Genomic DNA, 24,791 nt, shown 5'->3' on the forward strand with positions numbered 1-24,791 from the left:
AGTGAAATTTGCCCGTCTCACTCTTGGACACATTATATACTAATAATTTTCAGTTTGAATGATTAATTATACAAATGTCCACCTTTTAGGTATGGACCTTTTTAGTATACAAGCTTAAGTGTAGCTAAAATTAAAGCATGTGCTCTATAGTTAACTGGTTAACTGTACCAAAAAATTGATCAATTGGAAGTGTAACAAGATGAAAGTATCACTTTAAAATCTGCATATTTATGCTTAAAGTGTATGTAAATACTGAAAAAGGTTAGGAAATGTTTCGTATATTATTTTTGTTGCCAATTGTACTGTGTGTGGCGTGGTACCTATTTTTAAAACAAAATCGTGTACCAATTAAGCAAGGCAAGAAGGGGTTTGTGTATATTTTAATCGCCTCTGCGTTAGTTTTAGGCTTCTTTTTACTGATGATTAAAGTGACCCAACACTAGGGTCACTCATTTTTAATTAATCAGTAACGAAATTACCGATTACCGACGACGATCTCGCAGCATTAACAAGCAAGGCGTAAGTACCAGTGTTAATACAGTAGCAAATGTTAATCCACCTGCAACAGCCGTGGCCAATTGCACCCACCACTGAGTAGATGGCGCACCAAAATCAATATGACGGTTAAATAAGTCAATATTCACTTGCAGTACCATCGGCATTAATCCCAAAATGGTGGTCACTGTCGTTAACAATACTGGCCTTAAACGCTGAGCACCAGTTCGTAAAATCGCATCTTTTGCAGCAAGACCTTGGCTACGTAAAACATTATAGGTATCAATCAATACAATATTGTTATTAACCACAATACCTGCAAGCGAGATAACCCCGATGCCTGACATCACGATACCAAACGGTTGCTGTAATACGATTAAGCCTAAGAAAACACCCACAGTTGAAAACAGTACGGCACTTAAAATCAAAAATGCTTGATAAAAACTATTAAATTGCGTTACCAAAATGATACCCATCACAAACAGGGCAACTACAAAAGCCTGCTCAAGGAAGGCTTCTGATTCATCTTGATCTTCGGTTTCACCACGCACTTTAATTTTCACGCGCGGATCTAACCCTTGCTCCTCTAGTTGCGCTTGTAAGCGTGACAACGCTTTAGCAAGTTGTTCACCCGGTTTCATGTCTGCATTGACGGTAACAACGCGCTGAGAATCAACACGGCGAATTGTATCGACCTTAGGAGCTGCTTGACGCTCAACAAAGTGACTAATTGGCACTTGCCCGTGCATGGTTTTTACACGCAACGTTTCAAGCCGTCCTAAATCTCGCTTGTCATGAGGAAAGCGTACGCGTATATCAATCTCGTCATCAACATCATCAGGGCGATATTCACCCAGTTTTAAACCATTGGTAATAAGCTGAACATTCGCCCCTAGCATACTGGCATCCGCACCAAAACGAGCCGCATCCGACCGGTTCAATTTAAGTTGCCACTCAATGCCCGGTTTTGAAGCGCTGTCATCAACATTTCGAAACGCGCCATCACTCTCTATGGCTTGCCTTACTCGTTTAGCTTCACTGTTAAGCACATCAACAAATCGAGAGCTCAGCTCAATACTTAGAGCTTTGCCACCACCGGGGCCGTTTTCATCTTTACGAAGTTCAATTTCAACACCAGCATAACTTGCCGTGATTTCGTTAACTTGACTGATTATATCTTCTGCAGGTGGACGCTCATCCCAGTCTTTTAGATTCATTCTAAACGTGCCTACCTGATCTTTACCGCCAGTACGGGCATACAAGGTTTTAATACCCTCCACTTTTAAAATGCGTGACTCGATGTCTTTCATGATCACGTCTTTTTCAAAAATAGATAAGTCACTGTAAGAGCGTACTTTGATATTGACGCCATTTGGCTCAACATCAGGAAAGAACTCAACCCCTAGCTTAGAGACAGCAAATGCAAAGAACACTAAAGTAGAGAATACGATTGCAGCAGCAAGGCTCCACCAAGGGCGCTCTGTTGCATAATCAAGCACTCGAATATAACGCCCAAGCATTCCTTTAATTTGTGTTAAGTCACCAGACTCAGCTAACTCTAAATCATGTTTTTGCTGCTCAGAAAGCGGCCTTGATTTTCCTATTAATCCACCAATGGTTGGCACAAAAACCAATGCCATAAGTAATGACGCAGTCAAGGTGGCAATAAGCGTAATCGGCAAGTATTTCATAAACTCGCCCATCATTCCCGGCCAAAATATTAGCGGCGCAAAGGCTGCTAATGTCGTTGCCGTAGAAGCGATGATTGGCCACGCCATTCGCTCAGCAGCTAGTTTATAAGCAGCCTTGCGCGGTTTGCCTTCACTCATTGCTCTGTCAGCAAACTCACTAACAACGATTGCACCGTCCACCAGCATACCGACAGCCATGATGAGTGCAAAAAGCACCACGATATTCACCGTTAAACCAAACACTGAGATCACTAAAATCCCGGTTAAGAATGAGCCTGGAATGGCAATACCTACTAAGAAGGCGGTGCGCGCGCCAAGTACCGCCACAATAACGATAACTACCAACAATACAGCAGACAGCACATTATTTTGCAGATCAGAAAGCATCATCTTCACGTCTTTTGACATGTCGCCGGTGTAATCTACTCGTATATGCTCAGGCCAAATTTTCTTGGCCTCATTAACCACTTTTTTAACTTGATCGACCGTATCAATAATATTTTCGCCCGCACGTTTTTTCACTTCCAGCGAAACCGCGTGGCGGCCATTAATACGCGCGATTGAGGTTGGGTCTTTGTACGCTCGACGAATTTTTGCTACGTCCATAAAACGCACCACCCTATCGCCAACAACTTTCACTGGTTGCTCCATCACATCCTGAATCGTTTCAAATACCGATGGAATTTTTACAGCAAAGCGTCCTTTACCAGTATCAAGGGTACCGGCAGCAACTAAGCGGTTGTTATTTGATAGCAATTGAATAATGTCATTCGGTTCAAGGCCATAAGAAATCATCGCCAATGGATCGACCTCAATTTCGACCATATCCTCGCGGTCACCACCTACATCGACTTCTAATACGCTAGAAATGCTTTCTAATTCATCTTTAAGATTACGGGCAAGGGTTAGCAAACCTCGCTCTGGCGCATCACCTGACAAGGTTAATGTAATTGTTGGCTGCTGATCTTCCATCAAGATTTCATGAACTTCTGGTTCTTCTGATTCAGAAGGCAGCTTTGCCTTAGCTAAACTAACTTTATCTCGTACATCTGCTAAGGCTTCTTTGGGATCCATACCCGCGATAAACTCAAGGGTCACAGAGGCATGCCCTTCACTAGCTACCGCTGACATTTCTTTTACCCCTTCAATTGAGCGAAGCTCAATCTCCATCGGCCTAACTAATAGCCGCTCAGCATCTTCAGGGGAAATACCATCATGAATGATGGAGACATAAATAAAGGGAATGGTGACATCGGGGTTCGCTTCTTTAGGGATGGTTTGATATGTCACCCACCCCGAGATCAGCAATAAGATGAAAATAGATAAAACTGTACGCGTGTGAGTCAACGACGCTTCGATTAAGTTTTTCATACTTAGTTGCTCGTTGCTTCAGTAAACACAGGCTCAACTTTGTCACCGGCACGCACAAAACCTTGACCAAGGGTAATAACATTCGCTTGCTCGCCTAAACCCCAAAGCCAAACGCCCTGCTCGGTACTTTTAGCTAGATTTACCGACTTAAACTCTACAATATTGTCGTCATTCACGACTTTTACGCCGATATTACCTTGCTCATCTAGGGCCATGAAAGCCGGGCTCAATAACATGGCTGGCTCAGTTGGCAACTCAATATTAAGCTGAGTCGAAAAACCTGCTTTATATTTCATACCTGGGTTTTCAAATGCCGCTTCGATGCGAAATGTATTGGTGCTGTCATCAGCAACAGATGCAATATAACGAATTCGACCCGGATAGGTTTTGTCATTTAGCACATGAGCAAAAGTAGCTTGCCCAACTTCTAAGCCCTGCACTTCTTTTTGAGTCGCATCAGCTCTGACAATTAACGGATCTAAATCAGCAAGCTGCAAAATTGGGTCGCCTATGCCAACATAATCACCAATTTCGACTAAACGCTTGTTGATAACGCCATCAAAAGCAGCACGTACTTCAGTGCGCTCTAGCTTTAATTCAAGGCTTACCAAGGTTGCTTTTGCTTGTTGCAACATAGCTTGTGCTTGCATGGTCAATACTTTGTTTTGTAAACCTTGCTGATTAAGTTTAAGCGCGCCTTCGTATTCAGTTTGATACTGTGCAACTAATGCTTCTGCTGATGTGATTTGGGCGGCTAAATCAGATTTATCGAGACGTAAAATAACCTGATCTTGTTTTACAAACTGACCTTCTTCAACCAAAATTTCGAGTACTTGCCCTGCTTGCCTAGCGCTAATATTCGCGATTTTGTCAGGCTCTGACTTTCCATAAAAAGTTAGGTTTTTATTGATATTCTTAGCGACCAACGGCATCACTTGCACTTTAGGCAAGCGCTCTTGAACTTGCTCATCACTTTGCAGTGCTTTTTGATCTGCTTTGCTATCCCCAGATAGCATCCACAGTACAATCACCAAAACAATGGCGATAGCTAAAATATAGGGTTTCTTTTCTATTGTTGTAGTTATATTTGGCAACGCAAAATTCCTTCTAATAATGCGTAAAATTTAGCAGAGGCAAGATATTATGAGAAATTAAAGCAATAAAAAAGCCACATAAAGTGGCTTTTTTAAATAATTCGTTAAACGCTGAAGCTGGCTCCGCAACCACAGGTTGTTGTTGCATTGGGGTTATTAACAAAAAAGCGTGCGCCTTCAAGCCCTTCAGTATAGTCAACGGTACCATCGACCAAGTACTGAATACTCATAGGGTCGATAACAAGCGTTACACCATTTTTAACAATTTCTAAATCGCCAGGGTTAGCTTTTTCATCAAAAGTAAAACCATATTGGAAACCTGAGCAACCACCACCTGTTACATAAACACGTAGTTTAAGATCTGGATTCTCTTCTTCTTCGATTAACTGTTTAACACGAACAGCTGCTGCATCGCTGAACTTGATTGGCAACTCATCTGACATACCAAAACCCTCAAAACCTATATTGGCCGCAATTATCTAATACCCGAGTGTTTTAATCAAGTATCACCAGAAGAGCATCTCAATTATGGTGAGGGCAACTGGCTAAGCCATTCGACTTGGACTAAAGTTAATTTGTACTACATTTGGGCTGGCATGAGTTTGCACTGAGGGAAGATAATTGTGATAGAGCATTTCAAGCTGCATTTTATAACAGATAATTTAAGCAGTGCGCAAGTCATTCCAGCTGAATACGATTTACTCCTTGCTTTTGCTTCAATCCTCACAGCCGTATTTGCTTCGTATATCTCTTTTTTATTATCAGCTCGTATCAAACACTCTTATCTAAAAAATGAAAGTCAGATCTGGACCATCATGGCTTCGTGTTTTTTAGGTATAGGTATTTGGGGTATGCATTTTGTAGGTATGCTTGCCTATACCTTACCCATCCCTATTGAATACAACATTAGCATTACCTTAATATCAATTTTGCCAAGTGTGTTTGCCAGTTACATCGTGCTATCACCTGCACTACAAACCGACAAAGGGCTACTATTTAGAAGTGTGTTAATGGGTGCTGGGATTGGCTCGATGCATTTTGTTGGCATGATGGCGATGGTGATGCCTGCAAAAATGGCTTATGAGCCTTGGTTGTTCTCTTTATCTATTATCGTCGCTATTGTGCTGTCAGGTATCGCATTAAAAATTAATGATTTTCGACTTGCTAAAGGGGTTCATCAAACACGGATGAACTTGGTGGTGGCTTTGATAATGGGCAGTGCAATTTCGGGAATGCATTACATCGGCATGATTTCGATGTCTGTTTTTGAAACTGAATACACCACCTATGTTACAACCCACGACTACTCGACGTTAGCACAACTTATTATTTTTATTCTGGTGGCATTAAGTCTGTTTGTATTGGGTGCTGTTGAGCTCAGAGCAAGGAGCTTATTATCAGCAAAACTGAAAGCAGTACTTAATACCGTACAAGATGTGGTAATTAGCTTTAATAATGAAGGAAAAATTGAATTTGCAAACCCGGCTGTTAACCAAGTTTTTGGCTATCACCCGCATGATTTAATAGGCAAACATATTCGTACCCTGATCCCTGAAAGATCGTTAGAACTTGATGAAATCCTCAGGGATTCACAGCTTAGTAAAAAAACAGCGGGTAAAAGTAGCAGTCGGCTCTTAAAAGGACAACGAGCGAATAAAAAACGATTTCCTATTACATTAACAATCAGCTCAATTGGTAAAAAAGAGTCAGGTCCTTATGTGGCGACAATAAAAGATCTCTCTGATATTCGAAACCAAGAAGCCTTTACACAAACTATTTTCGATAATTTACCCATCATGTTGTTTGTAAAAGAAGCTGAGCATCTAACATTTAGCCATGTAAATAAAGCGGGTGAGCAACTACTAGGTAAAAATAAAGACCAACTAATCGGTTTAAATGACTTTGATATTTTCAGTAATGAACAAGCAGTCAGTTTCGTGCAAACCGATCGCGATGTATTGAAAAGTGATGACACTCTAACTATAGAGGAAAAGCCGGTTACTATTGATGACAATACTCATTTCTTAAGAACACGGAAACTCACGATTAAAGACAGTAATGGTAAAGCGCAATATTTATTGGATGTTTCTGAAGATGTTACTGAATTAAAACAAGCAAAAACCGAGCTTGAAAGCTTACACCAACGCATGTCTATGGCTGCAGATGCGGCCCATATTGGTATTTGGGAGTGGAATTTTGACACTAATGAACTGATTTGGGATGACTGGATGCATACCTTATTTGAAATTCCAAAATCAGAATTTAAAGGGGACTATTCAGCATGGGCTAATAGCTTACACCCAGATGAATATGAAGACGTGACCAACAAGCTAAAACTCGCAATTTTAAATGGCGAAGAGTTTCACGCAGAATTTCAGATTGTTCTGCCCTCAGGCAAAACCCGCTATATCAATGCAGATGGACGAATATACGGCAACCGTATGATTGGTGTTAATTTCGATATCACAAAACGCGTCATGGCAGAGAAGAAAATTAGGCAATTAGCACAAACAGATTACCTTACTGGTTTAGCAAATCGTAGCGCGCTTGAGCGATTCATAAAGCAAGAATTTGCCCGTGTTGAGCGCACAGGCTCTAAGGTAGGTTGCCTTTATTTTGATCTTGATAAGTTTAAGCCGATTAACGACACCCATGGCCATGCGATGGGAGATAAAGTACTGATAGAGGTTGCTAAACGCTTACAAGACACCGCTCGCAAAACCGATTGTGCCGCACGCATTGGTGGTGATGAGTTCGTAGTTATTGTTACCGACATAGAAAATCAAGTACAAATAAACCGTGCACTATCACGATTGATCTGTGCGATTAAGGCGCCGATAAAATCAGAGTATGGTGACTTGCTCGTTGAGGCGAGTGTTGGCTTTGCATTATATCCTGACGATGCGCAATCATTTGACGAATTACTTAGCATGGCCGATAAGCGTATGTATGACCAAAAACATCACTGCTTTAGTTGTAATGTTATGAACTGCAAATAAGCAAATTAATAATGCTAAAAACTCTAATTTAGACGTATACTTATTAAACAATTAATAATGATTCTTTTTCCATGCTTACTCGCTTTTATTATTTTATGGTACTTGTTTTTAGCTCGCTTGCAGCTGCTGATAGCACGTACCAAGAAACATGGAAAATCACCTCTTTAGAAGCCCCGCCGTATGCAAGTAGTACAATGGAAAATGGCGGTGATGCTATTGCATTACTAAGAGACAGGCTTGCCAAAAAATCGATAAACCTCGAAGTTGAATATTTACCTTGGCAAGATGCAATAAAAAAAGCCCAGTTAACTGGCTACCTGGGTTATTACCCTGCTTGGCCCTCTGAAATGATGCCCGGCTTTGTAGCTTCACCCACTATTTTAAATTCTCAATTAGCTGTCATTACCACTCAGTCTAATCCACAAGATTTTGAAAATCTTGAACAGCTTTTTAATGAGCACAAAGTTGGCGTTGTTGAGCCTTACATCTACCCTGATGTGGTCGAAAAAGTAATTCAATCCTATGCCGGCAGCATAGTGCAAACAGCAAACGATGAAGAGCTATTCCACTTAATGCAAACTAAGCAGGTTAATTTTGCGATTACTGCACCAAAAGTGCTTAACTATTTTGCTGAGCAACAAAACCTACCTGAGCCGAAAATAGTAACTCAGTTTACCGACACTCCATTAGTGATTGGTATACGAAATGACGCTGAAAACAAAGCTAAAATAGCCTTACTCAATGATTTATTTGCTGGGGCAATTCCATCTGCAACAAATTACTCTCGGCCAAAAAAGCTGTTGTTAACCTATATAGACATACCGCGTATAGCGCCATTCAAAGCGTTAATGAGTGATGTTTATAATGATTTAAATATCAAAGTCCAGATGCAAGCAACACCATCTCGAAGAGGCGTATTGTTATTAAATGCAGGTATCGTTGACGGCGATATTGTGCGCTCACAAAGTAATATGCGTAAATTCGAGAATGTTATTGCCGTGGAGCCAAGTCTTGGCATTATAAATTTAGTATTGTTATGTCAAAAGTCGCTGCCATGCGATAGAGATAATTTATACAACCCTAACAACCGAATTATGAGCTCGATTGGTGATATCGAAATTCTTAATGAGTTTGATATTAAAGCAGAGGTCATTCATAACGAAGACTTGAGCCATACGCTTACTATGCTAAAAAAAGGTCGTGTCGATTATGCACTTTATCCTGCGCTCAATAACGATATAACTACCTTTAAAAAAGATTTTTCTGTAATTGTACTAAGGCAAATGGCTATCAACACGGTTATTCATAAAAAACATGCCCCGTTGGTAGATGAAGTATCAAAAGCCATTACAGCTCGCTTGCCTGAATTAACGCAGCGAATTAAAAACGACAGCAAAGATTAGCTAGATTTACCCAAAATGCAGATAAAATTATAAAATCCCAACGACTTAGTGAATTTGATTTGCTAAACTGCGGCTCAAAAGTGCTGTGAGGAAATATGCATGTGGCTTGAGAGACTAAGACGTCGCCTAGCAAAGCCTAAAACATCTGTGCAATTGTGCTTACTTGGTGTAAGTGCAGGGTTAATTGCGGCAGTGTTGATCATACTTTTTCGCCTCACAATCATGTTTTTTCAAAGCTTATTTTTAGATAAGCCGGATGACTTCACCACTTTACCAACCTATGAGCGGATGATACTGCCAGTTGGTGCAGCCTTATTAATTGCCTTATTCGCCGCCCTAACAGGCTTTAAGCATTATCGTCTTGGCATTCCGTTTGTAATTCACCGCATTAAAAAACATTATGGCCATATGCCGCTTTACAACACGGTAAACCAATTTGTCGGCGGTGCATTAGCCCTTATTAGTGGTTTTTCGGTCGGTCGAGAAGGCCCCTCAGTACATATGGGTGCTACAGGTGCTAGTTTACTGGCCGATAAACTACACCTTCCGCACAATGCAATGCGTACCCTCAGCGGTTGTGGTGTTGCAGCCGGTATTGCTGCCTCATTTAACACCCCGCTAGCAGCCGTTATCTTTGTTATGGAGGTGGTACTTAGGGAATATAAAGTGCATATTTTCGTGCCCATTATGCTCGCTGCGGTTACCGGTGCATTAGCCACTCAATTTGTCTTTGGTGACGCTTCTGAGCTCGCACTTATCACCATGAACCCACTAAGTGGTTGGCATTACCCATTTTTAATCATTTTTGGTATGGCACTTGGTGCTGTTGCCTATGCATTTAACCAAAACTTGATGCTTATAATCCGCACCTTTAAACCACTAAGTATGTTCCCTCGTCTATTACTCGCAGGATTAATAGCAGGCTTAATTGCTTATATGGTTCCTCATGCAATGGGCTCAGGTATGAGTGCTATCACTATTGCTATTGAATCACCAGATGATGTGCAGTTTTTAACAACCATCTTGATTGCCAAATTACTCGCCACTTTATTTGCCATTGGTTTAGGTATTCCTGGTGGGATCATCGGCCCTGTTATTGGGCTTGGGGTATTAATGGGCACCTTGATGGCCTTTTTCGCGCAGTTTATTAGTCCGGGTGTTGATATCACAGGTACCTATAGCATGCTTGGCATGGCGGGGTTATTGGCTGCAACATTACACGCACCACTGGCTGCGCTTACTACGGTTATGGAGTTAACCTCAAGTCCTGAGATTATTGTGCCAGCCATGCTGGTGATCTCAACGGCTTATGTAACGGCACTGCAGTTTTTTGGTAACCGCTCTATTTTTATGCAACAACTCGATTTCCAAGGGCTTGAGTATCAAATATCGCCTGCTACCGAAGCATTACAAAAAGTAGGTGTGATGGATGAAATGGATGAGCAGTTCAAGCTGCTTTACAGTGACGACAAACAACAAATTAAAGAGTCGCTCGATGCCCTTGATAGCCAAACCCCGCTGATTGTTCATGATGAAGAGAATGGCTATCGTCTTGCAGAATATGATTTAAGCCTGATGTCTGACCAAGAAAGTAATATCAAATATGTCAGCCTTGCCGGCCTTAGTAGCCAAGCAACTTTAGCCGATGCTTTTGACTTATTAAAAGATAAACGCAGCGGTGCTGTGTATATTTACAACCTGCTTGATAACCAACAGATTATGGGCCTTTTGCGTTGGGACCAAATCAGACATATCCTTACCATACGCAACAGTTTGTTATAACAATTAAAATGGATGCTTAAATGACTGCGCTATTAGTTTATAAAACCTTCCACGTATTTTTTATGATTGCTTGGTTTGCCGGTATTTTTTACCTGCCACGTCTTTTTGTTTACCACGCAATGAGTGAAGAAAAAGCCTGTAACTCAATGCTAAAAGTAATGGAACGCCGCTTACTGTTTTTTGTGACGCCGTTTGCCGTTTTAACATTGGTGTTTGGCGTACTGACCATTTTTGAATATGGTCGAGATTGGTTTAGATACAGCATGTGGCTGCACTACAAACTGGTGCTAGTGATTATTCTCTATATCTACCACGGCTATTGCTTCAAACTACTGGCTGACTTTAAGCATGACCGCAATACACGTAGCGATCGCTTTTACCGTATTTTTAATGAAGTTCCGGTACTCATCCTTTTAGCTATAGTGGCACTGGCAATAATTAAACCTAACTTATAATTTGCTGCTGTGAACGCTAAAAATTTGCTATAGTACTGCGCAAATTTATGCGGCCTCCCATACCGAGTGCCAGCGCCCTATAAATGTGATTAGGAACAAACCCCATGCTAAGTTTCCAAGGTGAAAATATCCTGTCGGTCAATCAGCTTGATCGAGATTGTATTGAACGTATTTTTGCAGTTGCTAAGAAAATGGAGCCTTATGCTAAAAAGCAAAAGCGCACCAATGTTTTAGAGGGCGCAATTTTAGCGAACTTGTTCTTTGAACCAAGCACGCGTACTCGTGTAAGTTTTGGTACGGCATTTAACTTACTAGGTGGCTTAGTTCGTGAAACAACGGGCATGCAAAGCTCTGCGTTGGCAAAAGGTGAATCTTTGTATGATACCGCTCGCGTGATCTCAGCGTATGCAGATGCAGTTGCAATGCGCCACCCTGACGCAGGCTCTGTTGCTGAATTTGCCACCGGGTGTGATGTACCAGTAATCAATGGCGGTGATGGCTCAAATGAACACCCAACTCAAGCCCTACTTGACTTGCTAACGATTGAACGTGAGCTAGGTCGTTTCAACCAAAGTATCGACGGTATGCACATTGCCCTAGTAGGTGATTTAAAGTACGGCCGTACTGTGCATTCTTTATCTAAATTACTTTGTCATTATAAAGACGTTAAGTTCTCAATGGTGGCACCTGATGGCTTACAAATGCCAGACTACATTTTAGATGCTGTTGATAACGCAGGTCATAAAATTCAAGTAGTAGATAAAATGGAAGGCAACTTGGCGGCCGATATTGTTTATCAAACCCGCATCCAAGAAGAGCGCTTCCCTTCTCAAGAAGAAGCTAACAAATACCGTGGTGGTTTCCGTATCAGTCAGGCAATTTACAACGCACACTGTAAGCCTAACTCAGTACTGATGCATCCACTTCCTCGTGATAGCCGTTTAGAAGCAAACGAGCTAGATAACGATTTAAATAGCAACGACAACCTAGCGATTTTCCGCCAAGTACAAAATGGCGTGTTAATTCGCATGGCGTTGTTTGCTCTAACCTTAGATGTTGCCGACAAAGTTGAGCAATATGAAGTCGACGTGCCTTGGTTTAGCCGTAAACGTAATAGCTAAGCTACTTCGTTTGGGCTCTTTGAGCCCTTGCAAACCAACTCATTTAACGTGACAACCCAATAGGACTATTCATGACAATTAGCCAAGATCTTTTTAATCGCGCGCAAGAATCAATCCCAGGCGGTGTTAACTCACCAGTTCGTGCCTTCAATGGCGTTGGCGGTACTCCTTTATTCATCACTAAAGCAGAAGGTCCTTTTACCTTTGATGCTGATGGTAACCGTTATATCGATTACGTTGGTTCATGGGGACCAATGATCATGGGTCACAACCACCCAGCTATTAAACAAGCGGTATTAGAAGCTGTAGAAAATGGCTTAAGCTATGGTGCGCCAACAGAAACTGAAATCTTAATGGCCGAAAAAGTAAAAGAGCTAGTACCATCAATCGAAAAAGTACGTATGGTAAGCTCAGGTACTGAAGCAACAATGAGTGCGATTCGCTTAGCGCGTGGCTTCACTGGCCGTGACAAAATCTTAAAGTTTGAAGGCTGTTACCACGGTCATGCCGACTCACTACTAGTAAAAGCAGGCTCAGGCGCACTGACTATGGGTGTACCTAACTCACCAGGTATTCCTGAAGATTTTGCTAAGCACACCTTAACTGTGTCGTTTAACAACCTTGATGAAGTAAAAGCAATTTTCGCAAAATACGCTGACGAAATCGCTTGTATCATCGTTGAACCAGTTGCTGGCAACATGAACTGTATTCCACCGGTACCTGGCTTCTTAGAAGGTTTACGTGAGGTGTGTGATGAATACAAATCTGTACTTATTTTTGATGAAGTAATGACAGGTTTCCGTGTTGCTTTAGGTGGCGCACAAGCTTATTACAACATCAAGCCAGACCTAACGTGTTTAGGTAAAGTGATTGGTGGCGGAATGCCAGTAGGTGCTTTTGGTGGTAAGAAAGAAATCATGGATTACATCGCACCTGTTGGCCCTGTTTATCAAGCGGGTACATTATCAGGTAACCCAATTGCCATGGCTGCCGGTTTAAAATCTCTAGAGCTATTAAGTGCTGAAGGCCTGCACGATGAGCTTGAAGCAAAGAGCAAAGCAATTTGTGAAGGCTTTGAAGCTGCAGCGAAAAAAGCAGGCATTGCACTAACAACAAACTACGCAGGTGGTATGTACGGTTTCTTCTTTACTGATAAAGAAAAAGTAACAAGCTACCAACAAGCGACTGAGTGTGATTTAGAGCGCTTCAAAAAGTTCTTCCACTTAATGCTAGAAGAAGGTGTTTACCTAGCTCCTTCGGCGTTTGAAGCAGGCTTTGTGTGCGCTGAGCACTCTGAAAAAGAGATCAACGACACCATTGCAGCAGCAGAGCGCGCATTCGCGAAGCTTTAATAAGCGTTAAACAAGTTAATAAAAAGCCCCAGCATTTTTCAATGCTGGGGCTTTTTTTATTCTTTGCCAATTCGTTTATTTAAGTATTAATGCGAGTTGGTGTTGTTAATCTCTAACGCAAGTTGGTCTAGGCTCAAACTCACTGGCACGTATAGGTAGCTGCACTACTTTTCCGCAACCCGGAGGCGCTTGCAGACCAGTCTCTTCGTTAATGAAGGCCCAACGAATAGAAGCAGGGCGAGTATCCGCTATGGCTTCAGGGTTGAGTGGTTTAAGGTAGCGAATGTAAGCTTCTAATGCACCAACACTGCCTGTTAAACCCGTGCTCTTGTTGTCGTCGCGACCAATCCATGCAACAGTCACCGTGTTTTGGTCAAAACCTGCAAACCAGCTATCGCGTAAGTCATTACTAGTGCCTGTTTTACCAGCAAGCTGAATTGATGGGAAATGAGCATTTAGGCGTTTAGCCGTGCCATCTTTTGTTACGCGCTTCATTGCGTACTTAGTCATGTAAATTGATGCATCATCAAAGCGTTGTTGTGAGCTGACATCATGCTTGTAAAGTACTTTACCTACTGAGTCAGTCAGTGCTGAAATAGACGTTAATTCGCGGTACTGGCCATCAGCAGCAAGGGTTGTATAAAGCTGCGCTACCTCAAAGCTTGAAAGCTCAAGTGCACCTAAAAGTAATGACGGGTATTGATCAATACGCCCTTCTACACCTAAACGCTTTAAGGTATCAGCTACTTTATCAACTCCAACATCAAGGCCAGTGTTAACCGCAGGAATATTAATACTGTTACTAAATGCTTTGTATAGTGGCATAGGGCCGCGGAACTGCTTGTCGAAGTTCTCCGGTTGCCAAACTTTCCCCTGCTCATTAGTCACTTGTAGCGGTGAGTCATCCACCAATGTGGCAACATTAAACTGACCACTTTCAAATGCTGTTAAATAAACGGCAGGCTTAACAAGTGAGCCAATATTACGTTTGGTATCAAGCACACGGTTAAAACCAAAATAACGTACGTCACGACCTGCAACCAACGCCGACACCCCACCCTTTTCAACGTTAACTGAGATCATCGCCGCTTCAAGTTCTTCTGTTTTAGGGCGTCTTTCTAGATAAGGTAGACTTGCCTCAATCGACTCTTCCATGGCCGTTTGCTTTTGTAAGTCAAAATAGGTGAATACACGCACCCCGGCATCTAACACTTGCTGATCAGGTAGTAGGCGCTTTAATTCTCGGTTAACTAATTCTAAGTAACCTGGATATGACTTTTGCAGACTGTCTTTCATTGGTGCAATATCAATTGGACGCTTTAATGCTGCACGATATTCACGGGTATCAATCAATTTATTTTCAACCATTAAGCGAAGTACTAGATCACGACGCTCCATTGCGCGCTCACTATAACGGCGTGGGTTGTAATACGATGGACCTTTCACCATAGCCACTAAAAGCGCAATTTGGTCGTATTCAAGCTCATCCACAGGCTTTGAAAAATAAAACTCAGCGGCAAGACCCATACCGTGAACGCCTTGATTGTAAGACTGACCTAAATACACTTCATTGAGGTAAGCTTCTAAAATGTCATCTTTGCTGTAGCGGTAATCTAATATCAGAGCGATAAGCGCTTCATTAAACTTACGCACCAGCGAACGCTCACGGGTAAGGTATATATTCTTTGCTAATTGCTGAGTTAAGGTACTGCCCCCTTGCACTGTACGTCCAGCTTTAATATTGCTGTATAAAGCGCGCATAATTGACCACACCGATACGCCATGGTGTTGATAGAAATTACGATCTTCAACCACCAGTAAAGTGTCTTTTAGCATCGGCGGAAATTTATCTAGCGGCACAAACTCGCGGTCTTGTTTTGAATCATTACCAATGCGAGCTATTTGAACCGGCTCTAATCGAGCGCTGTTTAAACGACGGCCAAATTTATCTTTGATGGTTGCTAATTTCTGCCCTGAAAAACGCAGCTCAATCACTTGTGAGTCTTCAAGGCCGTCATAAAATTCAAATTCACGGCGGTACACTTTAATACTGTTAGCTGATTTAACATACTGACCTGTTCGGCTTAGCTTATTTACAGATGAATAATTTAAACGGTTTAACTCCCAAATAACCTCTTGCTGAGACAAATACTGCCCAGGATAAAAGCTCATTGCACGAGCATACACTTGTGCAGGTAACTGCCATTTATTGCCTTCAAATTGGCGAGTAATTTTTGCATCTAAATAAATTAGATACAGCACCATGGCAACAATCACAGCAAGTGAAAGCTTCCAAAAAATTGACCAAAGTTTTCTTAATACACTAGCTTTAGCTGGCCCTTGAGGTGCGCGTGAGCGCTTAGCGGTAGTTTTTTTTGATGTCGCCTTCGGTTTACTAGACGATTTTTTTGCAGGAGTTTTTTTATCAGCCATTGAGTTCGCTATTGGTCAGTTAATTTTACAGGATTACGCCTTGAACAGCGCAATATTAACACCTGTAAAATTAACAGTCACTTAAACTCGTTTAGCGTGTACACAACCAGAGTGAGTGGATCACAGCAGGTATAAAGAAGATAAAGCATAGAATAATGTTAATCACTAAGTCTTTACCTGCGCCCGCTTTTAAAAATACCGCAACAGGCGGTAAAAACAGCGAAATAATTATAAGCAAGAGTTTGTTATCCATCGTTTTTCCTTGTTAGAAATGAACATTAAGCATAGTCAAAAAATAGCGATTTCGCCTATCAGAAAAGACTTATTTAAACGCAAAAAAGCCCTACCTAAGTAGAGCTTTGATTTGAACACACAATGATATTGTTATGGGCGTGCTATTTGCACGCACCAAGATTAGTTACTGCGAACTGATACAAACTCAGGGTAAGCATCAATACCACAGTCATGTTGATCCATACCGTTTAGTTCTTCTTCTTCGGTAACACGGATACCCATGGTATTTTTCAGGATTGCCCATACGATTGATGACGCGATGAACACAAATCCTAAGATACATACTAAGCCAATTAATTGATTAACAAAGGTTGCATCAGAGTTTGAAAGTGGTACTAACATGATACCTAATGCACCACACACACCATGTACAGAGATAGCACCTACAGGGTCATCGATTTTCGCTTTATCAAGAGCAACGATGCTAAATACAACCAGTGAACCACCTAATAGACCAAGTAAACAAGCAAGTAATGGCGTTGGAGATGCAGGCTCTGCAGTGATAGTTACTAGACCTGCTAGTGCACCATTAAGAACCATAGTTAAATCAGCTTTACCCCATAACACTTTACATACGAATAGTGCTGCGATTGCGCCACACGCTGCTGCTGCGTTAGTATTTAAGAAGATTTTACCAACTGCTGTTGCGTTTTCAGCGTCAGAAACAAGTAGCTGTGAACCACCGTTAAAGCCGAACCAACCCATCCAAAGGATTAATGTACCTAAAGTTGCTAACGGTAAGTTAGAACCAGGAATTGGGTAGATTTCACCGTTTTTACCGTATTTACCCTTACGAGCACCTAGGAAAAGCACACCTGCTAGCGCTGCCGCAGCACCTGCACCGTGAACGATTGCAGAACCAGCGAAGTCAACAAAGCCCATTTCAGATAAGAAACCTGCGCCCCAAGTCCAGTAACCTTCGATTGGGTAGATGAAACCAGTTAAAACAACAGTGAAAATTAAGAATGCCCATAACTTCATACGCTCAGCAACCGCACCAGATACGATTGACATAGCTGTTGCTACGAACACAACTTGGAAGAAGAAATCAGACTCTAAAGAGTGATCCGCATCAGCAGCTTGAGTGCCGATTAATGCGCCAAATGAAGGGATGAAACCACCTTCTGCGTTATCAACATACATGATGTTGTAACCCACTAATAAGAACATAGTGCAGGCAATAGAAAATAGTGCAACGTTTTTAGTTAGGATTTCTGTTGTATTTTTTGCACGAACTAAACCTGCTTCAAGCATAGCGAAACCAGCCGCCATCCACATTACTAAAACACCCGACATTAAAAAGTAAAAAGTGTCGAGTGAGAACTTCAACTCTACGATAGTGTTTTCCATAATTCCCCCTTAAATTGCTTCTTCATCAAGTTCGCCCGTACGGATACGAACGATTTGGTCTAAGTCGTAAACAAAAATTTTGCCGTCACCAATTTTGCCTGTTGAAGCAATTTTTGTGATGGTTTCAACAACGCGTTGACAATTTTCGCTACGAGTTGCAATTTCAAGTTTGATTTTTGGAATAAAATCGACTTGGTATTCAGCTCCACGATATAGCTCAGTATGACCACGTTGACGGCCAAAGCCTTTAACGTCGACAACTGTCATCCCCTCAATGCCTAAATCAGCCAATGCTTCACGTACATCATCAAGTTTGAATGGCTTTATTATTGCACTAATCATTTTCATAGTGGCCCCCTTCGGACGCTTATTGTTATCCTGTTGGCTTATACAATCCAACCTTTGTGCCACTATTTTTTATTACTTATTTTCAATAACTTAAAAACAAAACTTGGTTTTTGCACAAAAAAAATGCACCCTAATGGTGCATTTTTTTAACAATTAACCAGCGCTGGTGCAATTAGCACAACTATAGTTTAACTAAGCAGTTCCGATCTTGCTGTTTGGCTTGATATAAGGCTTTGTCGGCAATGCGCATTGCAGCTGTAAGCGATACTTTTTGGAATTGGGTCATACCAATACTCATAGTTAATGAGTATGGCTCACCGTTAATTGAAAAGGCATGGCTTGCTAACTGCTCTCTGAAGGTATTGAGTCTCGATTCGGCCTTAGCTAAGTCCATATTATGCAGTACCACGGCAAATTCTTCGCCGCCGATTCTCGCGATAGTGAAGTCATCAAACTTAGTCTTTAAAAATGAAGACACTTGTTTTAGCGCCTGATCACCGGCTTCGTGACCAAACTGGTCGTTCACATTTTTAAAGAAGTCGATATCAAGCAAAGCCAATACGTTTTCTTGCTCAACATTTTTAAGCAGTTTTTCTGCGTATTGATAAAAATAACGACGATTATGCAAGCCAGTTAAATGGTCGCGGTATGCGCTTTCTTTTATATCGGCTATTAAAGCAAGCTGCTCCATTGTTTGCATAACACGGCAATGAAACTCTTCATTCATAAACGGCTTAGTTAAAAAGTCGTTAGCGCCGTATTTAATAAAACGCGCCGATAAACCATGCTTGCCGGCACCTGATAAACCGATAATTGCTAAATCATCACGGCCGCGGAAATTACGTACCGCTTTAACGAGCTCAAAACCATCCATTGTTGGCATTGCATAGTCAGTAAGTAGCAGCTTGATTTCAGGATCGTCTTTCAGCATTTGCAGTGCTTGCTCACCATCTTGAGCATCGCGTACATCAAACAACTGCTTTTCGAGCATTTGCTTCATTAAAGTGCGACTTAGCACTGAGTCATCAGCCACCAGCGCTTTGCTACCATCGTTTCTAAGTAATTGTGCAACAAGTTTGATCGCATAATGGTATGAGTCGCGGTTATCTTTAACCACGTAATCAACCACACCAAGCTCTAACATCTGCTGGCGAATGTATTCATCAATTTTTGATGTTAGGACAACGGTCGGAATGTTTTTTGATAAGGTGTATTTAGCTACTTCGCCATTCATCGCATCAGGTAGCGTTAAATCGACTAAAGCTAAGGTGTAATCGTGCTCTGAAATTAAAGAGACACCTTCTTTTAAAGACCACGCAAAGTCGACAGCCACATCTAAATAGTGAGCAGCGAGGTGACGTAACACTTGCTGTACTACTTTACTGTCTTCAACTACTAATACTCTTTGCATTGCAACTTCTCTTTCTTAAGCACGTGTACACAGATTATAAACACGCTAAATATACGCCATTTTTTAATCTAGCTAAATAATTAAGCAAAATATCTTTGCTAAAAAAATGCACTTTTTTGTAACCAGCTCAGCATTTTCGGTTATTTTTCTGTTTAACAGCTAATATTGGTCACTAGTCTCATTAGTTTGTCATCGAGTTTGCTTTACTTTTTAATAGCTGCAATTCGAATAATAAGGAATCAACATGAAACTAGTTAGTTTTATTGGCTTGTCAGTGACAGCACTAACACTGACCTTCAGTACTCCAAGCTTTGCTGATAACGGACGTCGTATTGACGTTGACAGCAAAGTGGTAACAGAGCACAAAGCCCGCATTAATGGTGAGCGCTTTTCATATACCGCAACCACAGGCACACAACCGGTTTGGAATGAGCAAGGCGATGCCGTTGCAACGCTGCAATATACTTATTATACCCGCGATAAAGTAGACGATAGAACAAAACGTCCTTTAGTCTTTTCGTTTAATGGTGGCCCAGGTTCTGCGTCAGTATGGATGCACCTTGCCTATACTGGACCACGTGTATTAAAAATTGATGACGAAGGTTACCCTGTTCAACCTTATGGCGTAAAAGATAACCCTTACTCTATTTTAGACGTGGCTGATATTGTTTATATCAACCCAGTTAACACCGGTTACTCGCGCGTTCTTGAAAACGAAAAAGGTGAGTTACCAAGTAAGTCAGACCAACAAAAAATGTTCTTTGGTGTTAACGCTGACATCAAATACTTAGCAGAGTGGTTAAATACCTTTGTTTCTCGCAACGAGCGCTGGCGTTCACCTAAGTTCTTAATTGGTGAGAGCTATGGTACGACTCGTGTTTCTGGTCTTGCTCACGAATTACAAAATCGCCAATGGATGTATATCAACGGCGTTATTTTAGTATCACCAACTGAAATTGGTATTAAACGTGAAGGCCCGGTAGAAGCAGCAAACCGCCTACCTTACTTTGCAGCAACCGCTTGGTACCACAAAGCCCTTAGCGCAGACTTACAGGCAAAAGACTTAGACGAGTTATTACCTGAAGTTGAACAGTTCACTGTGAACAAGTTCTTACCTGCAATTGCTAAAGGTGGTTTCTTACCTGCTGATGAAAAGCGTGCAATCATCAAGCAAGCAGCAAAATACGCAGGTTTATCTGAAAAGTTTGTTGAGCAAAACAACCTTGATATTCCAAATAACTTCTTCTGGAAAGAGCTGTTGCGTGAGCGCGGCCAAACAGTGGGCCGTTTAGATTCTCGTTACCTAGGTATCGACAAACGTGATGCAGGTGAGTCACCTGATTACTGGGCTGAGCTTACTTCATGGTTACACTCATTCACGCCAGCGATTAACTATTACCTACGTGAAGAGCTTAACTACAAAACAGATATCAAATATAACCTATTTGGTAATGTTCACCCTTGGGATCGCTCAGGCAACAACACAGGTGAAAACTTACGTTTAGCAATGGCACAAAACCCATACTTAAACGTGATGATTCAATCTGGCTACTACGATGGTGCTACAAACTACTTTGATGCTAAATACACAATGTGGCAGTTAGATCCAAGTGGCAAAATGAAAGATCGCTTAAGCTTTAAAGGCTATCGCAGTGGTCACATGATGTATTTACGCCATGCTGATCTTGAGTCATCAAATAATGACTTACGTGATTTTATCCTTAAATCACTACCAGCCGAAGGTAAAGCAGCAAAATACTAAACAGCATATTTGCAAAACCATAATAGAAAAAGCCCGTTTTATACGGGCTTTTGTTTTTACGCTAATCTTTTTGGGTATATACTCAAGTCATTGATTTAAGGATTTGGATAATCAGCAAATGGCAGAAAAATTTCGCGTTATGTTTGCAGGGCTTGAAGCCGGTGTCGACCAAGCACAAGCAACAGAGCAACTAGCTGCAAAACTAAAAACAACCACAGACAAAGTTGCGACCCTGTTTGAGCATAAGCCATTATTTGCACCAAGTGAGCAAGATAAAGCACTAAAACAAACAAAGCTACTCGCCAGTGTTGGCATTAAAGCCAAGCTCCAACCGATTAACCAAGTAGCCACCAACAGCCAATCAAGCAATACAGCCGCACAGGCCAAAGAGCGTGAAGAACGTATTTTTGATGCCCTCGATTACATCACCAGTAGTCTTATTCGGCTAGAAGAAAAACTTGATGACTTAGAGCAACGTTTACCTGAGCTTGAAAATAACAGCGTTGCTGATAGCGACGATAGCTGGCAAGAAGATGACTTGCTACTTGAAGACGAATTAACAGAGCCAGTTAAAAAACGCTCAAACACCCTACTCTATTCGCTTATTGCAATGGTCATTGTGTTATTGATCATTTTGGGTGTAGTGGAGCTTTTCCCTGAACTTTTCTCCTTTTTAGAAAGTTAACACTAATATTGACATGAGCAACACACGAGCAGAAATCAGACAATCTATTCGAAAAAAGCGCAATTCACTGACTGTTGAACAACAAAAAAATGCAGCAATTGCGCTAAAAGTGAATTTTACTCAACACTTAAAATCGCTAAAAACACCTAACAACGCCCATATTGGCATTTATTTCAGCAATGATGGCGAATTAGACACCTCATTGTTAATTAAAGAATTATGGATGCAAGAGCAGCATTTATATTTGCCTATCATCCACCCCTTCAATGGCACAACTTTATACTTTCAGAGGTATGAAGAAAATTCACCCATGACTGCAAACCGCTATGGTATCTTGGAGCCCAAGTTAAATTGCAGTCAAATATGTCCTTTAGACAAGCTTGATATTTTACTTATGCCATTAGTGGCATTTGATGATCAAGGTAACCGTTTAGGAATGGGCGGTGGGTTTTATGACAAAACGTTGGCTCGGTATTACCAAGAAAACTGGCAAAAACCGATTTTGATAGGCCTTGCCCATCAATGTCAGCATGTTTTAGCATTGCCAATTGAATCGTGGGATGTACCGTTAAAACACATTATAACCCCAGAGAAAATCTACCAATGGTAAGCAAACTGTTTGTATACTATAGGCCCTCTCTGACAGCTAACTGAGCACATAATTATGACGCAAGATGAATTAAAAAAAGCCGCTGCCTGGGCAGCCCTAGAGTTTGTAAACGAAAATACCATTGTTGGTGTAGGTACAGGCTCTACAGTGAATCACTTTATTGATGCACTTGATACAGTAAAAGACACCATTACTGGTGCGGTTTCAAGCTCTGAGGCTTCAACTGAAAAGTTAAAAGCACTGGGTATTGAAGTGTTCGAACTAAACGATGTATCAAGCCTTGATGTATATGTTGATGGCGCAGACGAAATCAACCCACACAATGAGATGATCAAAGGCGGTGGTGCAGCACTGACACGCGAGAAAATCGTTTCAGCGGTAGCAAAACAATTTGTTTGTATTGTTGATGAATCTAAAGAAGTTACAACATTAGGTGCATTTCCACTGCCGGTTGAAGTGATCCCTATGGCACGCAGCTATGTAGCTCGTGAACTAGTAAAACTAGGCGGTGACCCTGTTTACCGTGAGGGTGTTGTAACAGATAACGGTAACGTCATTTTAGACGTGCACAATTTAGACATCAGTAACGCCAAAGAATTAGAACTAACAATCAACCAGATTGTTGGTGTAGTAACAAACGGCTTATTTGCCCATCGCGGCGCAGATAAAGTCATTATCGGCACCAAAAATGGACCGCAAATAAAGTAAATAGGAATGAGGATATGAGTAAGGTATCGTTAGCAAAAGACAAAATTAAAATTCTCTTGCTGGAAGGCGTGCACCAAAGTGCTGTAGAAACGCTTAAGCGTAATGGCTACAGTAATATTGATTACGTAAAAACATCCTTACCTGAAGACGAGCTCATTGAGCGCATTAAAGATGTGCACTTTGTAGGCCTTCGTTCTCGCACTCATATTAATGAAGCGGTATTAGAAGCAGCTGAAAAGCTAGTCGCAATCGGCTGCTTCTGTATCGGTACTAACCAAGTCGACCTGCAAGGTGCCCGTGAGCGTGGTATTGCAGTATTTAACGCGCCATTTTCAAACACACGCTCTGTAGCAGAATTAGTACTTGGTGAAATTTTATTATTACTTCGTGGTATTCCAGAGCGTAATGCCCTTGCTCACCGCGGTGGTTGGTTAAAATCTGCCAACGGCTCATTTGAAGCACGTGGTAAAACGTTAGGTATTATTGGTTACGGCCACATTGGTACACAGCTAGGTATCATGGCTGAAAATATCGGTATGAACGTTGAGTTTTATGATATCGAAGACAAGCTAACGCTAGGTAATGCAACACAAATTCATAACCTAACTCAGTTACTACAACGTGCTGATGTTATTAGCTTACACGTTCCAGAAACACCGCAAACGAAAAACCTAATTGGTATGGCAGAACTTGAAGTAATGAAGCAAGGCGCCATCTTGATCAATGCTTCTCGCGGTACTGTTGTTGATATTGATGCTCTAGCAGAATCACTGCGTGATAAAAAGCTGAGCGGCGCAGCAATCGACGTATTTCCTGTAGAGCCAAAATCAAATGATGAAGAGTTCGTATCACCGCTACGCGAGTTCGATAACGTGATTTTGACTCCGCATATTGGTGGTTCAACACAAGAAGCACAAGAAAATATCGGTATTGAAGTAGCGGGCAAACTTGCTAAGTACTCAGATAATGGTTCAACCATTACCGCAGTTAACTTCCCTGAAGTATCACTGCCTGAGCTTGCAAACCGCAGCCGCTTATTACACGTGCACCATAACCGCCCAGGTGTTCTAACGCAAATTAACCAAGCGTTTGCACAGCACGGCATTAATATCGCAGCCCAGTACTTACAAACTGACGAAGCGATTGGTTACGTAGTAATTGATGTAGATACAGACCAATCAGAAGTCGCTCTTAAAGAACTAAGTGCTGTTGAAGGGACTATCAGAGCACGTATCCTTCACTAATCGTTGGTATAACAAATAAATAAAAAGCGCAAACAGTTAAACTGCTTGCGCTTTTTTTGTAGGACAAAACTTTAACAAAGCTGTAAGCCTTAAGCTGTCAGCGATATGATCTGACCCCGATAAAGTAGACTCGGGGTTTAATTAATTTGTTCGTACTGCATGGGACTTTTATACCCTAGGGTG

At 41.5% G+C, this 24,791-nt stretch carries 20 protein-coding genes; 12 read left to right on the forward strand and 8 right to left on the reverse strand.

Features of this window, described 5'->3' with window-relative positions; translation table 11 throughout:
* Positions 1-269 precede the first annotated feature (269 nt).
* Complete coding sequence (locus tag MTF66_RS19475) at positions 270-443, forward strand: hypothetical protein (protein WP_165385093.1); 174 nt, start codon at positions 270-272, stop codon at positions 441-443.
* 39 nt (positions 444-482) lie between these two features.
* Here the strand turns inward: MTF66_RS19475 and MTF66_RS19480 are convergent, their stop codons facing one another.
* The 3 genes from MTF66_RS19480 to erpA all read right to left on the reverse strand — a co-directional run bounded on the left by MTF66_RS19480 (position 483) and on the right by erpA (position 5,094).
* Complete coding sequence (locus MTF66_RS19480; RefSeq protein ID WP_248528051.1) at positions 483-3,557, reverse strand: efflux RND transporter permease subunit; 3,075 nt, start codon at positions 3,555-3,557, stop codon at positions 483-485.
* A gap of 2 nt (positions 3,558-3,559) precedes the next feature.
* Entirely contained in the window at positions 3,560-4,651 is a 1,092-nt protein-coding gene (locus MTF66_RS19485; RefSeq protein ID WP_248528053.1) for an efflux RND transporter periplasmic adaptor subunit, read from the reverse strand.
* Between the two features lie 104 nt (positions 4,652-4,755).
* A complete protein-coding gene (erpA, locus tag MTF66_RS19490) occupies positions 4,756-5,094 on the reverse strand; it encodes an iron-sulfur cluster insertion protein ErpA (RefSeq protein ID WP_054562313.1) in 339 nt (112 codons plus the stop codon).
* Positions 5,095-5,274: 180 nt separating this feature from the next.
* On the opposite strand from erpA, the gene MTF66_RS19495 reads away from it, so the two are divergent.
* The 6 genes from MTF66_RS19495 to hemL all read left to right on the forward strand — a co-directional run bounded on the left by MTF66_RS19495 (position 5,275) and on the right by hemL (position 13,763).
* Complete coding sequence (locus MTF66_RS19495) at positions 5,275-7,650, forward strand: diguanylate cyclase domain-containing protein (protein WP_248528056.1); 2,376 nt, start codon at positions 5,275-5,277, stop codon at positions 7,648-7,650.
* Between the two features lie 71 nt (positions 7,651-7,721).
* Positions 7,722-9,053, forward strand: a complete 1,332-nt coding sequence (locus MTF66_RS19500; protein ID WP_248528058.1) for a transporter substrate-binding domain-containing protein — start codon at positions 7,722-7,724, stop codon at positions 9,051-9,053.
* Between the two features lie 99 nt (positions 9,054-9,152).
* Positions 9,153-10,835, forward strand: a complete 1,683-nt coding sequence (locus MTF66_RS19505; RefSeq protein ID WP_248528061.1) for a chloride channel protein — start codon at positions 9,153-9,155, stop codon at positions 10,833-10,835.
* Between the two features lie 20 nt (positions 10,836-10,855).
* Positions 10,856-11,290: a CopD family protein gene (locus MTF66_RS19510; protein ID WP_054562318.1), complete on the forward strand. Its 435-nt coding sequence runs from the start codon at positions 10,856-10,858 to the stop codon at positions 11,288-11,290.
* Between the two features lie 104 nt (positions 11,291-11,394).
* Entirely contained in the window at positions 11,395-12,411 is a 1,017-nt protein-coding gene (locus MTF66_RS19515) for an aspartate carbamoyltransferase (RefSeq protein ID WP_055197864.1), read from the forward strand.
* Positions 12,412-12,482: 71 nt separating this feature from the next.
* Positions 12,483-13,763 (forward strand): glutamate-1-semialdehyde 2,1-aminomutase, encoded by a 1,281-nt coding sequence (gene hemL / locus MTF66_RS19520; protein WP_054562319.1) that lies wholly within the window; start codon positions 12,483-12,485, stop codon positions 13,761-13,763.
* Positions 13,764-13,868: 105 nt separating this feature from the next.
* On the opposite strand, the gene mrcB is transcribed toward hemL, so the two are convergent.
* The 5 genes from mrcB to MTF66_RS19545 form a co-directional block, all read right to left on the reverse strand.
* Positions 13,869-16,196: a penicillin-binding protein 1B gene (gene mrcB, locus MTF66_RS19525; RefSeq protein WP_248528063.1), complete on the reverse strand. Its 2,328-nt coding sequence runs from the start codon at positions 16,194-16,196 to the stop codon at positions 13,869-13,871.
* A 91-nt stretch (positions 16,197-16,287) separates the two neighbouring features.
* Complete coding sequence (locus MTF66_RS19530; protein WP_082401591.1) at positions 16,288-16,449, reverse strand: YqaE/Pmp3 family membrane protein; 162 nt, start codon at positions 16,447-16,449, stop codon at positions 16,288-16,290.
* A 161-nt stretch (positions 16,450-16,610) separates the two neighbouring features.
* The gene (locus MTF66_RS19535; protein ID WP_054562321.1) at positions 16,611-17,840 is read right to left on the reverse strand and encodes an ammonium transporter; all 1,230 of its coding nucleotides are present in this window, start codon (positions 17,838-17,840) and stop codon (positions 16,611-16,613) included.
* A 9-nt stretch (positions 17,841-17,849) separates the two neighbouring features.
* Positions 17,850-18,188: a P-II family nitrogen regulator gene (locus MTF66_RS19540; protein WP_054554260.1), complete on the reverse strand. Its 339-nt coding sequence runs from the start codon at positions 18,186-18,188 to the stop codon at positions 17,850-17,852.
* Between the two features lie 181 nt (positions 18,189-18,369).
* Positions 18,370-19,599 carry a diguanylate cyclase gene (locus MTF66_RS19545; RefSeq protein ID WP_062566702.1) on the reverse strand — a complete coding sequence of 410 codons (1,230 nt, stop codon included), beginning with the start codon at positions 19,597-19,599 and terminating at the stop codon, positions 18,370-18,372.
* Positions 19,600-19,843: 244 nt separating this feature from the next.
* Between MTF66_RS19545 and MTF66_RS19550 the strand changes: the two genes are divergently transcribed.
* From MTF66_RS19550 to serA, 5 genes are all read left to right on the forward strand, one after another.
* Complete coding sequence (locus MTF66_RS19550; protein ID WP_054562323.1) at positions 19,844-21,361, forward strand: S10 family peptidase; 1,518 nt, start codon at positions 19,844-19,846, stop codon at positions 21,359-21,361.
* 118 nt (positions 21,362-21,479) lie between these two features.
* On the forward strand, positions 21,480-22,046 hold the full coding sequence (locus MTF66_RS19555; protein ID WP_248528065.1) for a hypothetical protein: 567 nt from the start codon (positions 21,480-21,482) through the stop codon (positions 22,044-22,046).
* A 13-nt stretch (positions 22,047-22,059) separates the two neighbouring features.
* The gene (locus MTF66_RS19560; protein ID WP_248528067.1) at positions 22,060-22,656 is read left to right on the forward strand and encodes a 5-formyltetrahydrofolate cyclo-ligase; all 597 of its coding nucleotides are present in this window, start codon (positions 22,060-22,062) and stop codon (positions 22,654-22,656) included.
* 54 nt (positions 22,657-22,710) lie between these two features.
* A complete protein-coding gene (rpiA, locus tag MTF66_RS19565; RefSeq protein WP_054554255.1) occupies positions 22,711-23,364 on the forward strand; it encodes a ribose-5-phosphate isomerase RpiA in 654 nt (217 codons plus the stop codon).
* 14 nt (positions 23,365-23,378) lie between these two features.
* Positions 23,379-24,608: a phosphoglycerate dehydrogenase gene (serA, locus tag MTF66_RS19570; RefSeq protein WP_248528071.1), complete on the forward strand. Its 1,230-nt coding sequence runs from the start codon at positions 23,379-23,381 to the stop codon at positions 24,606-24,608.
* Positions 24,609-24,791 lie beyond the last annotated feature (183 nt).

The sequence above is a fragment of the Pseudoalteromonas sp. 2CM39R genome, from assembly GCF_023161845.1.